This window comes from Rhodococcus sp. IEGM 1241 (genome assembly GCF_033142365.1).
Taxonomy (GTDB): Bacteria; Actinomycetota; Actinomycetes; order Mycobacteriales; family Mycobacteriaceae; genus Rhodococcus_F; species Rhodococcus_F erythropolis.
On record NZ_JAWLSE010000008.1, the window covers coordinates 54720 to 68079 of the forward strand.

The window sequence follows — 13360 nt, forward strand, 5'->3', positions numbered from 1 at the left end:
TTCTCGCCTATCCCGCTCGGACAGATGCGTACCGCGCACCGAACACATGTCAGGAGAACACAGTGACAACCCATATCGACTCCGACCCGATTCGTCTCGGCGCGCTTCGTGCCGACATCGCGGCCTGGGTGGCCGAGGTCGAGGACCTGACCTCACCGCGTGAGGTGATCTGGTGCGACGGGTCCGGCGCCGAATGGGATCGCCTGACCGATCTGCTCGTCGACAAAGGCACGTTCGTGCGCCTGGACCGCAAGCCGAACTCGTTCCGGTGTGTCTCCGATCCCGAGGACGTCGCCCGGGTCGAGGACAGGACGTTCATCTGTTCCCAGTCGCGCGAAGATGCCGGTCCGACGAACAATTGGATGGACCCCCTCGATATGAAGACGGTCATGACCGAGCAGTACCGCGGCGCGATGTCGGGGCGCACGATGTATGTCATCGCCTTCTGCATGGGGCCCCTCGATGCCCCGGAACCGAAATTCGGTGTCCAGATCACGGACTCGGAATACGTCGCCGTGTCGATGCAGGTCATGACCCGGTCCGGGACACCGGTCTGGGAGGCACTCGGTGGGGATGTCGAGTACGTCAAATGTCTGCACTCGGTCGGCGCACCCCTCTACGACGGGCAGGTCGACGTCCCGTGGCCGTGCGATCACACCAAGTACATTTCCCATTTCCCCGAAGAACGCACCATCTGGAGTTACGGCTCGGGCTACGGCGGGAACGCGCTGCTGGGGAAAAAATGCTACTCCTTGCGTATCGCGTCGAAGATGGCCAAGGACGAGGGTTGGCTGGCAGAGCACATGCTCATCCTCAAGCTCACCTCCCCGGACGAGGTCGTGCACTACATCGCGGCGGCGTTCCCGTCCTCGTGCGGCAAGACGAACATGGCGATGCTCGATCCCACACTCGACGGGTGGACCGCGGAAACGATCGGTGACGACATCGCCTGGATGCGTTTCGGTGACGACGGCCGGCTCTACGCCGTCAACCCCGAAGCCGGTTTCTTCGGTGTCGCCCCGGGTACCAGCACCGCGACGAACCCGCATGCCATGGCGACGATCGAGAAAGGGAACTCCATCTTCACCAACGTCGCCCTGACCGACGATGGTGACGTGTGGTGGGAGGGGATGACCAAAGAGCCCCCGGCGCATCTCCTCGATTGGCAACAGCGCGAGTGGACTCCGACGTCGGGAACACCGGCAGCACACCCGAATTCACGTTATTGCACCCCGATCGCACAGTGCCCGACAGTGGCGCCGGAATGGAACGACCCGGCAGGGGTTCCGATCTCGGCGATCTTCTTCGGAGGCCGACGCGCCACCACCATGCCGTTGATCACCGAATCCTTCGACTGGCAGCACGGCGTCTTCCTCGGCTCGACACTCTCCTCGGAGACCACGGCCGCCGCAGCCGGAGCCGTCGGGGTGGTGCGCCGCGACCCGATGGCGATGTTGCCGTTCCTGGGCTACCACGTCGGGGACTATTTCCAGCACTGGCTCGATATCGGCGCGCGCACCGAGTCCTCGAAGCTGCCGAAGATCTTCTACGTGAACTGGTTTCGCCGCGGCGACCACGACGAGTTCCTGTGGCCCGGCTTCGGAGAAAACTCACGGATCCTCAAGTGGGCACTCGAACGCGTCGAGGGAACCGGCGAGTCCGAGGCGACCCCGATCGGTCACGTTCCGACCCTCGATGCCCTGGATCTGACCGGACTCGGCATACATCGTCCCACCATTGCCGCTGCCTTGAAGGTCGACCCGGCGGAGTGGGCGGCCGAACTTCCCCTCATCGATCAGTGGTACGCCACGATCGGCGGCAACAGACTCCCCGACGCGCTGCGTGAAGAGTTGCGTGCCTTGCGTCAACGACTGTCGACGTTCGATTACGAACTCACCGACGAGGCCCCGTCCCGCGACACGCATTTCCGGCGTGTGCGCACCCGCGCCGACGACTGCTGACCCCCCGAGCAGGGCTGCCAGCGCATCTCACGTCGAGTCTCTCGCGCTGGAGGCCCTCATCGAAGATCCCGATCCGGTCAAGTTGCCCCTCAACCTCCCGGATCGGGATCTTCTTGACGTGAGACCGAACGTGGTGATCCCACGCCGAGAAAGCGCCGTCAACTCGACGAGCGCAGCGGGGAGCCCAGGACAGCCGTCGACAACGCCTGCTCCCCACACCATGGGCACACGTTTCCGCCCGGCGTCACCGCGGACCGACGGCACAACCTGGCACATTCGCGGCACTGCAGCAGCGGCGCGCTCAGCAGTCCGCGCAGTGGTGTTACACGCATCACCGCTCCCTTCATCTGGTTACTTGCTAATATTAGCAAGTAACCAGACAGGCTTCCACTTTCTTCTCGCAGTACCGAGGAACCTTATGACCGCTACGCCCGCACCGAATTCCACTCCGTCCCCGCAGAACTCGCTCGGCCGCGCTGCCCAGGCCGTACGGGACCTGTTGCCGCGATGGAGCGAATGGAGTTCGTCGCTGCGCGCACCCGGCGCGGATCTGCTGGCCGGCCTGATCGTGGCACTGGTCGCCCTTCCGCTGGCCTTGGGATTCGGCATCTCCACCGGACTCGGGGCGGCGGCCGGGCTGACCACAGCTGTCGTCGCCGGCGCCGTCGCCGCTGTCTTCGGCGGCTCCCGGTTCCAGGTGTCCGGGCCGACCGGGGCCATGACCGTGGTCCTGGTTCCCATCGTTCACGAATACGGCGGATCCGGTGTCCTGGCGGTCGGACTGATCGCCGGCATCGTGCTGGTGGTGTTGGCGTTCGCCGGAGTCGGGCGGGCAGTGCGTTTCATGCCGGCACCGGTCATCGAAGGATTCACCGCTGGTATCGCCGTGGTCATCGCCCTCCAACAGATCCCGGCTGCTCTGGGTATCACCGACGCCGAAGGGGACAAAGTGTGGCGCAGCGCAGCGGATGCGGTCGCCAAATTCGTCGCGCACCCCTCGATTCTCACGCCGGCAACAGCGCTCGCGGTGGCCGTCGCCATCCTCGTCGGCGGACGCTACTTCCCCAAGGTTCCGTTCTCGCTCGTCGCCGTGGCTGCCGCGACGTTGGCCGCGCAACTGCTGCACCTCGACATCGCCTGCATCGGTGAAATCCCCTCCGGCATCGCCGCACCCACACTGAACTTTCTGCATCTGGGAGATCTGACCTCGCTGGTGGCCCCGGCCCTGGCAGTGGCCGCGCTGGCCGCCCTCGAATCACTTCTGTCGGCGACCGCGGCGGATTCGATGGGAGTCGGGACCCGCCACAATCCCGACCGGGAATTGTTTGGACAGGGGTTGGCGAACATCGCCGCACCCCTGTTCGGCGGCGTCCCGGCCACCGGTGCCATCGCCCGCACGGCCGTCAACGTTCGATCCGGCGCACGCAGTCGCCTCGCCGCACTCACCCATGCCGTCATCTTGGCCGCGATCGTCTACCTGGCATCGACCCTGGTCGCCGAGATACCTTTGGCCGCTCTCGCCGGGGTACTGCTGGCCACCACCGTGCGCATGGTCGAAACAGCCTCGATCATCGCCATCGCGCGCGCCACCCGCGCCGACACCGCGGTCATGGGCGCAACATTTCTGGTCACCGTCGCACTCGACCTCGTCACCGCGGTCGCGGTCGGTGTCGCATTCGCCGCGATCCTGGCACTGCGCGCAGTGGCGAAATCGGCCAAGATCGAACAAGTCCCCCTCGACGACGACGGGCACCAGAGCGAAGAACACGAACTGCTCCGTGAACACATCGTCGCCTACCGCATCGACGGCGCCTTGTTCTTCGCCGCCGCCCACCGCTTCCTGCTCGAATTGGCGGACGTCTCCGACGTCAAGGTCGTCATCTTGCGCATGTCACGGGTGACCGCGATCGATGCCACCGGCGCCATCGTCCTCAAGGACGCCATCGACAAACTCGAACACCGCCACATCACCGTCTTGATCTCCGGTATGAAACCGGACCACCTCCGGCCACTGAAAGCCCTCGGTGTCTTCACCACCTCCGACAGCGAACGCCGACACATCTTCTCCGACACACCACGCGCCATCGAATACGCCCGCATGCTGGTGCTTCCGAGGAACCAGTACCTATCGATGAACATCGAGGAATGAAACACCATGTCCCAGAACGGAACCATCGCACATCCCACCTTCGCCCAGCACCTCAAGTACCTCGCCGGACGCACCCTGCCGGACGAGTTCATTCCGTGGGTGATCGAGGACATCACCGGCCCCGGCGCCGCCCGCCGCTACGCGACACGGTGCATCGTCCCCTTGCTGCCGATCCTGGTGGGACTGTTGCTGATCCCCGGCCCCTGGATCATCCGGATCAGCATGGTGCTCCTGCTCTTCCTGCCCTTCGTCTATTTCCTTCTCGCCTTGAAAAAGATCTACCTGCGGCACCGCCTGGTCAGCCACGGATTGAGCCCGGCGCTCCTGGACGTGCACGAGAAAAAGAAAATGGACGAGGAAAAGCAGGCCTACGAATCCCGCTACCGTCCATGACGGCGCGGTCGACGTCAGGAACAGATCCGATGAATCCGCCCCCGACCTCCCTGACGGCGTCGATGGCATCCGCCGCCGCTGTGGTGTTGGCGATGGCCGCGGTGTTCTACATCCTCACTGCCTGATCAGGCGCACGGCGCCATCCGTTACAGGCCATTTCACCGGCGCGGTCTCGGCAATCGAACCCCGAGACCGTCGTAAAAGACTGGAGTACGCGTTGAACACATCCACCGTGATTGTTGCGGGAGCTCGAACGCCCTTGGGTCGACTCCTCGGATCGTTGAAAGACCTCTCCGGGTCCGACCTCGGCGGCATCGCCATCAAAGGCGCCCTCGACAAGTCCGGAGTCGCCCCCGAACAAGTCGACTACGTCATCATGGGACAGGTCCTCACCGCCGGCGCCGGCCAGATGCCCGCCCGCCAAGCCGCCGTCGCCGCCGGCATCCCCATGAACGTCCCCGCCCTGAGCATCAACAAAGTGTGCCTCTCCGGCATCGACGCCATCGCCCTCGCCGACCAACTCATCCGCGCCGGAGAATTCGACATCGTCGTCGCCGGCGGGCAGGAATCGATGTCCCGCGCACCCCACATGCTCGAAAAAAGCCGCGAAGGCTTCAAATACGGCGACGTCACCCTCCGCGACCACATGGCCTACGACGGCCTCCACGACATCTTCACCGACCAGGCCATGGGCCTGCTCACCGAACAGGTCAACCAACAAGAAACCGCCCACATCACCCGCGCCGAGCAGGACGCCTTCGCCGCCGCCTCACACCAGAACGCGGCCCGCGCCTGGAAAGACGGCCTGTTCGACAACGAAGTAGTCCCCGTCTCCATCCCCCAACGCAAGGGCGAGCCGATCGTCTTCGCGCAGGACGAAGGCATCCGCGCCGACACCACCACCGAATCCCTCGGCAAACTGCGTCCCGCGTTCAGCAAGGACGGCACCATCACCGCCGGCTCCGCCTCCCCGATCTCCGACGGCGCCGCCGCCGTGATCGTGATGAGCAAAACCAAAGCCGAAGAACTCGGCCTGACCTGGATCGCGGAAATCGGCGCCCACGGCGTCGTCGCCGGACCCGACTCCACCCTCCAGTCCCAACCCGCCCGCGCCATCGCCAAGGCCTGCGCCAAGGAAGGCATCGACCCCACCGACCTCGACCTCGTCGAAATCAACGAAGCGTTCGCCGCCGTCGGGATCGCCTCCACCCGCGAACTCGGCCTCGACCCCGCCAAGGTCAACGTCAACGGCGGCGCCATCGCCGTCGGACACCCCCTCGGCATGTCCGGCGCCCGCATCGCCCTGCACCTCGCCCTCGAACTGCAACGCCGCGGCGGCGGCATCGGCGCAGCCGCACTCTGCGGCGGCGGCGGACAAGGCGACGCACTCATCATCCGCGTCCCCAAGGCGTAAGCATCCACATGTGCACGGCAGACAAGTCACCAGAACCCGGCCGGCTCCGTCGGTATATCGCGTCCGGGGCGGGCACGTCGACTCTGCCTCAGCGCCGCGAACCGACGAGACGTGTCACGAATCGAAGAATCAGTATGCCGAACAAGGAAGAGGATGGCCCCGTGAACAATGCACTGCCGCCGTGCCCACGGTGCTCCAGCGAATACAGCTACGAGATGGGGGCGCTCTTGGTGTGCCCCGAATGCGCTCACGAATGGACATCTCACCAGGGATCGCAGATGGTCGACCGGTCCATCGTTGTCGACTCCGTCGGAAATGAGCTTTCCGACGGGGACGCGGTCACCGTGGTGAAGAACTTGAAGGTCAAAGGCAGTCCGACAGGAATCAAAGCTGGAACCAAGGTGCGCAACATACGCCTGGTCGACGGTGCCGACAACCACAATATCGAATGCAAAATCGCCGGAATCGGGTCGATGCAACTGAAATCCGAGTTCGTCAAGAAAGCATGACAACCCCGTCGATGTCACGGGGCGGTGAGGAATTCTCGTGTCCATGATCCGGGTACATGTGGTCTTCGCCGTTCTCGCGGTCCTGGGTCTCGCAGTTGCTGCGCCCTACGCTCTCTGGCTTGCACGGCATCGCCGTACCGATGCTGTCGGCGGTGAACGGTGGTGGGTGCTCGCGTGTTTCGGGTTTGTGATGATCACTGTCGCGGCGATCGGCATTGCCGTCACCGGTATCTAGCCCGCCGCATCCCTTGCGTTGACACATCCGGTCGTGTCGATACGAGTGCGGCCTGGAAAATTCGACGGCCACAGATATTCACCGACGAAGGGGCGCGCAACTATCTTCGACGATTTTCGCGCTCGGCGACGAACGTGGTTGTCCGGTCGGTACGGTCTTTTCCCGTTCCGGAATCACGCTTGTCGTGTGAGCGCGCGTCGGTATCGTCGTCGAGGTATCGAGAGAAGAACAGTAGCGAACCGATGATGACGTAGACCAGGACCAGAGTAGGAAATTTCACCGCCGACGCCGCCAACGCCGCGGTCGATACCGTGACGAATACCGTACGACGGATGACGTGTCTGATGTTCGTATTCCCTTCTCCTCTATACTTTTTCACCGCTCACACATCCGTCCCCCGCTGAACGTCGAGGCGGCTCGGGCGATCCTCGCGCGAGGGCTCGGCGAGGATCACCGCCGTGGATACGGGTGGATCAGAGAAGTTCGAGGATGGTGGCGTTCGCTTGTCCACCGCCCTCACACATGGTCTGCAGTCCGTAACGCGTTCGCGTGTTTCGCATGTGGTGGATCATCGTGGTCATCAGGCGTGCGCCACTACCACCGAGGGGATGTCCGAGTGCGATGGCGCCGCCGTGCGGATTGAGCCGCTTCGGGTCTGCCCCTGTTTCGGCCAGCCAGGCAAGGGGCACCGTGGCGAAGGCTTCGTTGACCTCGAAAACTCCGATATCGGACAACGCCAAACCGCTGCGCCACAAGGCTTTCTCCGTGGCCGGAATCGGTGCGGTCAGCATGATCACCGGATCGGCGCCCGCCAGGACGGCAGAATGGACTCGAACGATCGGTGTCAGCCCCAACTGCGCCGCCTTCTCGCTGGTCATCATCAACAGTGCAGCCGAACCGTCGGAAATCTGGGAACTGTTCCCCGCCGTCACCACCCCGGTGTCGGAGAACGCGGTCTTGATCCCGGCCAGGGTTTCCGGCGTTCCGCCGCGGCGGATCCCCTCGTCGCGGGCGATCTTGGTGCCGTTGGCGAGCACGATCGGCAGGATCTGGTCGTCGAAGTATCCGTCGTCTTGCGCGTGCGCAGCTTTCGCATGCGAGGCGAGCGCGAAGTCGTCACATTGACGGCGCGACAGACCCCACTGCTCGGCGATCATTTCCGCACCGACCCCTTGCGAGGGAGCGACGCCGTGATAGCGCGCCAAGAACCAATCTCCCAGGGGATTCATCCCGCCGGACGAGGATCCCATCGGAACTCTGCTCATGGATTCGACGCCACCGGCAACCACCACGTCGTACTGTCCGGCGATCAACCCTGCGGCAGCGAAATGCACCGCCTGCTGCGATGATCCGCACTGCCGGTCGATGGTCACCCCGGTGACGGTGTGCGGCCACCCGGCCGCCAATACGGCGGTCCGCCCGATATCACCGGTCTGCTCGCCGGCCTGACTGACGCAACCCCAGATGACATCGTCGACGACTGCGGGATCGAGGCCGGTGCGATCTGCCAGCCCCACCAGAATCTGGGCCGACAAATCGGCCGGGTGAATGGTCGAGAGCACTCCGTTGCGCCGGCCCAAAGGGGTTCGTACGGCTTCGACGATCACTGCATCGCGCATTGTGTGTTCCTTCATCCATCAGCCGGCGAGGTGCCCGGCTTCCCGCGGAGCTCACGCAAGCCCACGCGACCGAGTTGGCCGTGGGGAGTCGCAAGCATCCCTGACAACAGCTACTTGCTAATATTCTTAACTAGATATTATGGCAAGATGGCGTGAGCTTAGCCCTACCTGTCCGAGAGCACCAGAAGCCGAACACCACCGTTCATTCGAAGGGACGTCATTGATGGCCAGCACGCAGGAAACCATCGTCACCGAGCTCGCACAGATCATCGAAGAGGTCACCGGAATCGAGCCGTCCGAAATCGGCATCGGCACGTCCTTCGTCGACGATCTCGGTATCGACTCACTGTCCATGGTGGAAATCGCGGTACAGACCGAAGACAAGTACAACGTGAAAATTCCCGACGAGGATCTGATGGGTCTGCGCACCGTCGGCGACGTCGTGGACTACATCCACACCCTCGAAGCCGCGGCAGCGCTCGAACTCGCCGCGCCGAGCAGCGACCGGTGAGCACCACCGAGGCACGGTCCTGGCTCGGCCGCGCCCCCAACGTCGTCGTCACCAGCCTCGCAGCGACCACATCGGTCGCCGGTGATGTCGCCGGCACATGGAAGGCGCTCCTCGCGGGGGAGAGCGGAATCGGTCTTCTCGACGATTCGTTCGTCGAGGAATTCGACCTGCCGGTCCGTATCGGCGCTCACTTGAAGGTCTCTCCGGACGATGCCCTCACCCGGGTGGAGATCCGGCGGATGAGTTGGCCGGCACGGGTCGCATTGACACTCGCGCGCACGGCATGGACAGACGCAGGCTCACCCGACGTCGACAAGGATCGTCTGGCTGTGGTCATCGGCACCGGACTCGGAGGCGGCGACGCCCTGATCGATGCGGTCGACCGGCTCAGAACCGGCGGCTACCGCAAAGTGTCCCCCTTCGCAGTGCAGATGGTCATGCCCAACGGCCCCTCCGCGACCGTGGGCCTCGAACTCGGCGCCCGCGGCGGGGTGATGACCCCGGTGTCGGCATGCTCGTCAGGAGCGGAAGCCATCGCGCAGGCCTACCGGATGATTGCAATGGGCGATGCCGACATGGTCGTCGCCGGCGGAGTCGAAGGCCGCATCGATTCGTTTTCCATCGCCAGCTTCGCCACGATGCGCGCGCTGAGCTCGAACAATGCCGACCCTGCCGGTGCGTCGCGTCCGTTCGACAAGGACCGGGACGGTTTCGTCTTCGGCGAAGCCGGAGCGCTGATGGTCCTCGAAACCGAGAAGCACGCCCTCGCACGCGGTGCGACGATCCATGCACGTCTGCTCGGCTGCGGTACCACCTCCGACGGCTACCATCTCGTCGCTCCCGACCCCACCGGCCGCGGAGCCGCTCGCGCGATGACCCACGCCATTCAGCGAGCCGGGCTGACACCCGCCGACATCACCCACATCAACGCCCACGCCACCGCCACCCCGGCCGGCGACATCGCCGAAGCACAGGCCATCACCACTGCGGTCGGCACACACGCAGCGATCTACGCCCCGAAATCTGCCCTCGGGCACTCCGTCGGAGCCGTCGGGGCACTCGAAGCGGTTCTCACCGTCCTCGCCGTCCGCGACGGCGTCATCCCCCCCACACTCAACCTCGACACACTCGACCCGAGGATCGACCTCGACGTGGTAACGACGTCGCCGCGCATCGGACCCGTCGACTACGCCGTCAACAATTCCTTCGGCTTCGGAGGACACAACACCGCACTCGTCTTCGCTCGCCCTTGACCCACCTCACGAAACAGGACCCATGCCGACCCTCACCCTCAACCACGTCCCCGTCAACTACGTCGTCACCGGCTCCGGCCCGCGTGTACTGCTGATCATGGGCGCCGGCAGCCCCGGCCGAGTGTGGAACACGTACCAGGTTCCGGCGCTGGTGAAGGCCGGCTTCGAAGTCGTCACGATGGACAACCGCGGAATCACGAGCACGGCCGGGATCGAGGGGATGAGCATCGCCGACCTCGCCGCCGACGCTGCGGCCCTGATCGAACATCTCGGCGGACCCGCCCACGTGATCGGTACATCGCTGGGCTCACGAGTGGTACAAGAGCTGGCGATCACCCGCCCCGAACTGATCGCCAAGGCGATCATGCTCGCCGCCACCGGTCGACCGCACCCCGTCGAAGCCGCCCTCAACCGCGGACAACGAGCCCTCCACCAGGCAGGGATCGACTTGCCGCCTTCCTACACCGCGGCTATCAGTGCGGTGCTGAACCTCTCCCCGCACACCCTCGCCGATCCGCTGAAGGCCCAGGAATGGCTCGACATCTTCGAGTACTCCGCACCCACCACCACCTCTGCCGGTGTCCGCGCCCAGACAGCGATGGATCGATCCCGCAATCGACTGACCGATCTCGCCGCGATCCAAGCACCGACCCTCGTCATCGGATTCGGGGACGACCGCTTGACCCCGCCCGCGCAGGGCATCGAAGTCGCCGCAGCCATCCCCGGCGCCCGATACGAACAAATCGCCCAGTGCGGTCACTTCGGCTACCTCGAGCGACCCGAGGAGGTCAACGCTCTGCTGATCGCGTTCCTCCACGGCCGGCCCTTGCCGCAGCAGCCATGACCGGCCGCCACCTTCCCTGCCGCCGCGAGCGACTGTCCGCACGCGGGGAGAACACACCACCTCAGGACCACATGACCGCTGATCACCCCGACCTCGACGTACCCACCCGACAACACGCCACGAATCCGACGCTGCCCGCCGGCGGGAAAGTTGCCGTGATCACGGCCGATCCGATGTGGTCTCCCCTGCGCCGGTTGCACCGCAACCGCAGAACCTGGGGCGAGGGATACGCCGCACTCATCCGCTACCGCACCGCACTCCGCGCCGAGCACACCGCACTCTCGTTCAACGACGTTCCCCGGTTGGTCGAAACCATCCTCGCGCTCCCCGATCACGTCGAAACGGTCTTCCTGATCGGTTTACCGCCCTACGGCACCGCGATCGTCCAACACGAAGTAGCCGCCCTCCACGGCCCCCTTGTCATCGCCGACAACGAAACCATGACCGCGTCACTCGCGGCCCTGACGCTGACCGCCCTCGACAGGCAAGGCGTATGGCCGTGGATGGCGACTGTCTACATTTCGCAGTCCCGGCACGCGCCACTACTCGAAGATGTGCTGACCCAGTGCGGCATCGGCACCGTCACCGACATCGATACCACCAACTCAACACGCGAGGACACCCGCCGGATCATCGAACAGTGCGATGTGTTGATCGACTTGTCCACCACCGAGAAATCGATCTCACCTCTTCGGTGCATTCGCCCGCCAGCAGATCCCTTCGAATACTCGTCGTTGCCGCTCGCGGGCCTGCTCAGTGCAGGCTGCGGTCACCGCATCACCATGATGACCCCGGATCTGATCGCCGCATCGGCACGCGCTCTGCACTCGCGCACCGCCGCGCACCGCTTCCTACCGGACATCACCGATCGCACCCTCGTGCGAACGGTCTCCGAGCACGTCGGAGCAGCTATCACGGTCTCCGCGCTTCACACCAGGCTCCAGCGATGAGAACCCGACCACCGGTGCACCGCCACGGAACAGCACCACCTCGACCCGCAGTAGTGGCCGCACGAAAAGCCGTGACCCTGCGCAGGGTATTACACCGAAGTTCGTTCCGACACCGCACAACTCGACAGACTCCGGACCGTATCGCAGTCACCCCGCCAGATCATCCCGAACACCTCACCTGCAGGAGCCCGTCATGCGCTTTCGCTACATCGGAACAGAGGAAATGATCTACCAAGGACCGCCTGCCCGCGTTCTCGGATACGGCGACATCGTCAGAGCCCTCACCAACCCCAACCCCCGATACTTCGAACCACTCGAAGCGAACCCGGAACTGGACGGACAAGAACAGTAGGCACCCGTGCCCGCGCCTGACAAACCCACGATCATGGCCGCCCCAGAGGGTTAAACAAGAGCAACCCGTACAGATTTGCGCCGCGTTTAGGCCCGGCCACGGTGGCAGGTTCAGGAGATCGAAAGATCCCCTGAAGTACAGCCAGGCTCACCCGCACCGATCGAATGCGCTATGAAGCGCCTTCTCTCGCTCTGAGGTAGATGGACCAACTGGTGCTCGCGTACCGGGTCCGTGGCAGGGAGCTATCGGTGAGGTATCACCGCAACTACTCGGCGTGGTCTTCCTCATTCTGAAATTCTTTTGGGTAAGTGTCGCTGGGACGAACGATATCGATACCGGCGACGAGGCCGCGCGCGCCCATCAAGGAGATCTTCCCACGACGCCCTTCGACCCAGACGAACCGATAATGAACGAACCTCACGTGACCGACAGAGCGAGCCTGTCGAGAAGCAACTTCTACTCGGGGCGGCCTCGCTTTGAGCTTTGCGGAACAGACCTGCCACTTAAGGGTACCCGTCACGCTCGGTATCCTCGATGGAGGTCTGCATACACAATGTTTTGCTCAACGACGCTTCGACGAAGCGGATCAGGTTGTAGTTCTTGTTTCGCGTTCGAGTCGCCGCGCCGCTCTCTTTAGCGCTCATTGCCTTACTACCATTCTCACCCCGCCCGACTTTCCTTTGTCACTGGGGCGATACCTGACACAGAGGTCCTCCATGCACCGTGACCACACGAGAGAATCTGGCTGTTCCGGATCTGGAGTGCATGAGTCGATCCACCGGTGATCAAGTGAGGCAAAAGATGTAGAGGGCCCTGGGATACGAGGAGGAAGGTTCCGAGCCCGAATCCGAACACATCACAGGACCCATGGACCAGACTACTAACCTTGTCGCCGACACCATCTGCAGAACCGTCGAACTCGGCGTCACTATCACCGGCGCCGCCGTCGCAGAACACCTCACCCACATCGACTGCCGGCCCGTCGAACACGACCCGACCTGCCCAACGTGCGGCCAGCCCGGTCGGCTCCGCGACCACGTCACCCGCACTCTCACCGTGGTCGCCGCACCACCGGCTAAATCCTCGAACGACTCGCCTGCGACAAGACATCCGTTTCGGCGGTGGCTGCAGCGTTGGGGTTGAGTTGGGACGTGGTAAACTCCCCGGCTC

16 protein-coding genes are annotated in these 13360 nt (G+C 64.0%); 12 read left to right on the top strand and 4 right to left on the bottom strand.

Annotation, left to right across the window (positions count from 1 at the left end):
• Positions 1-62: 62 nt before the first annotated feature.
• Positions 63-1961 (top strand): phosphoenolpyruvate carboxykinase (GTP), encoded by a 1899-nt coding sequence (locus R4P70_RS27740; protein WP_411742487.1) that lies wholly within the window; start codon positions 63-65, stop codon positions 1959-1961.
• A gap of 158 nt (positions 1962-2119) precedes the next feature.
• Here the strand turns inward: R4P70_RS27740 and R4P70_RS27745 are convergent, their stop codons facing one another.
• Positions 2120-2293 (bottom strand): hypothetical protein, encoded by a 174-nt coding sequence (locus R4P70_RS27745; protein WP_170320393.1) that lies wholly within the window; start codon positions 2291-2293, stop codon positions 2120-2122.
• Between the two features lie 86 nt (positions 2294-2379).
• On the opposite strand from R4P70_RS27745, the gene R4P70_RS27750 reads away from it, so the two are divergent.
• From R4P70_RS27750 to R4P70_RS27770, 5 genes are all read left to right on the top strand, one after another.
• On the top strand, positions 2380-4110 hold the full coding sequence (locus R4P70_RS27750; protein ID WP_317832773.1) for a SulP family inorganic anion transporter: 1731 nt from the start codon (positions 2380-2382) through the stop codon (positions 4108-4110).
• 6 nt (positions 4111-4116) lie between these two features.
• Positions 4117-4503 (top strand): DUF5313 family protein, encoded by a 387-nt coding sequence (locus R4P70_RS27755; protein ID WP_019747229.1) that lies wholly within the window; start codon positions 4117-4119, stop codon positions 4501-4503.
• Between the two features lie 217 nt (positions 4504-4720).
• Positions 4721-5917 (top strand): acetyl-CoA C-acetyltransferase, encoded by a 1197-nt coding sequence (locus tag R4P70_RS27760; RefSeq protein WP_217019035.1) that lies wholly within the window; start codon positions 4721-4723, stop codon positions 5915-5917.
• Positions 5918-6078: 161 nt separating this feature from the next.
• Positions 6079-6426: a zinc ribbon domain-containing protein YjdM gene (locus R4P70_RS27765; RefSeq protein WP_084326510.1), complete on the top strand. Its 348-nt coding sequence runs from the start codon at positions 6079-6081 to the stop codon at positions 6424-6426.
• Positions 6427-6463: 37 nt separating this feature from the next.
• Positions 6464-6661: a hypothetical protein gene (locus tag R4P70_RS27770; RefSeq protein ID WP_125461395.1), complete on the top strand. Its 198-nt coding sequence runs from the start codon at positions 6464-6466 to the stop codon at positions 6659-6661.
• Positions 6662-6761: 100 nt separating this feature from the next.
• Here R4P70_RS27770 and R4P70_RS27775 read toward each other — a convergent pair whose 3' ends face one another.
• Complete coding sequence (locus R4P70_RS27775; protein ID WP_125461394.1) at positions 6762-7040, bottom strand: hypothetical protein; 279 nt, start codon at positions 7038-7040, stop codon at positions 6762-6764.
• A 94-nt stretch (positions 7041-7134) separates the two neighbouring features.
• Positions 7135-8280: a thiolase family protein gene (locus R4P70_RS27780; protein ID WP_084326508.1), complete on the bottom strand. Its 1146-nt coding sequence runs from the start codon at positions 8278-8280 to the stop codon at positions 7135-7137.
• A gap of 223 nt (positions 8281-8503) precedes the next feature.
• On the opposite strand from R4P70_RS27780, the gene acpM reads away from it, so the two are divergent.
• From acpM to R4P70_RS27805, 5 genes are all read left to right on the top strand, one after another.
• On the top strand, positions 8504-8791 hold the full coding sequence (gene acpM / locus R4P70_RS27785; RefSeq protein ID WP_084326501.1) for a meromycolate extension acyl carrier protein AcpM: 288 nt from the start codon (positions 8504-8506) through the stop codon (positions 8789-8791).
• The gene (locus R4P70_RS27790; protein WP_084326499.1) at positions 8788-10044 is read left to right on the top strand and encodes a KasA/KasB family beta-ketoacyl-ACP synthase; all 1257 of its coding nucleotides are present in this window, start codon (positions 8788-8790) and stop codon (positions 10042-10044) included. The genes acpM and R4P70_RS27790 overlap by 4 nt, the downstream gene beginning before the upstream one ends.
• Before the next feature lie 22 nt (positions 10045-10066).
• Positions 10067-10888, top strand: a complete 822-nt coding sequence (locus tag R4P70_RS27795; protein ID WP_084326497.1) for an alpha/beta fold hydrolase — start codon at positions 10067-10069, stop codon at positions 10886-10888.
• Positions 10885-11838, top strand: coding sequence for a hypothetical protein (locus R4P70_RS27800; RefSeq protein WP_084326495.1), 954 nt, complete (start codon positions 10885-10887; stop codon positions 11836-11838). The genes R4P70_RS27795 and R4P70_RS27800 overlap by 4 nt, the downstream gene beginning before the upstream one ends.
• 193 nt (positions 11839-12031) lie before the next feature.
• Positions 12032-12190 (top strand): hypothetical protein, encoded by a 159-nt coding sequence (locus R4P70_RS27805; protein ID WP_167349918.1) that lies wholly within the window; start codon positions 12032-12034, stop codon positions 12188-12190.
• 503 nt (positions 12191-12693) lie between these two features.
• On the opposite strand, the gene R4P70_RS32760 is transcribed toward R4P70_RS27805, so the two are convergent.
• Complete coding sequence (locus R4P70_RS32760; RefSeq protein WP_019749878.1) at positions 12694-12834, bottom strand: hypothetical protein; 141 nt, start codon at positions 12832-12834, stop codon at positions 12694-12696.
• A gap of 223 nt (positions 12835-13057) precedes the next feature.
• Between R4P70_RS32760 and R4P70_RS27815 the strand changes: the two genes are divergently transcribed.
• On the top strand, positions 13058-13333 hold the full coding sequence (locus tag R4P70_RS27815) for a hypothetical protein (RefSeq protein WP_051119217.1): 276 nt from the start codon (positions 13058-13060) through the stop codon (positions 13331-13333).
• Positions 13334-13360 lie beyond the last annotated feature (27 nt).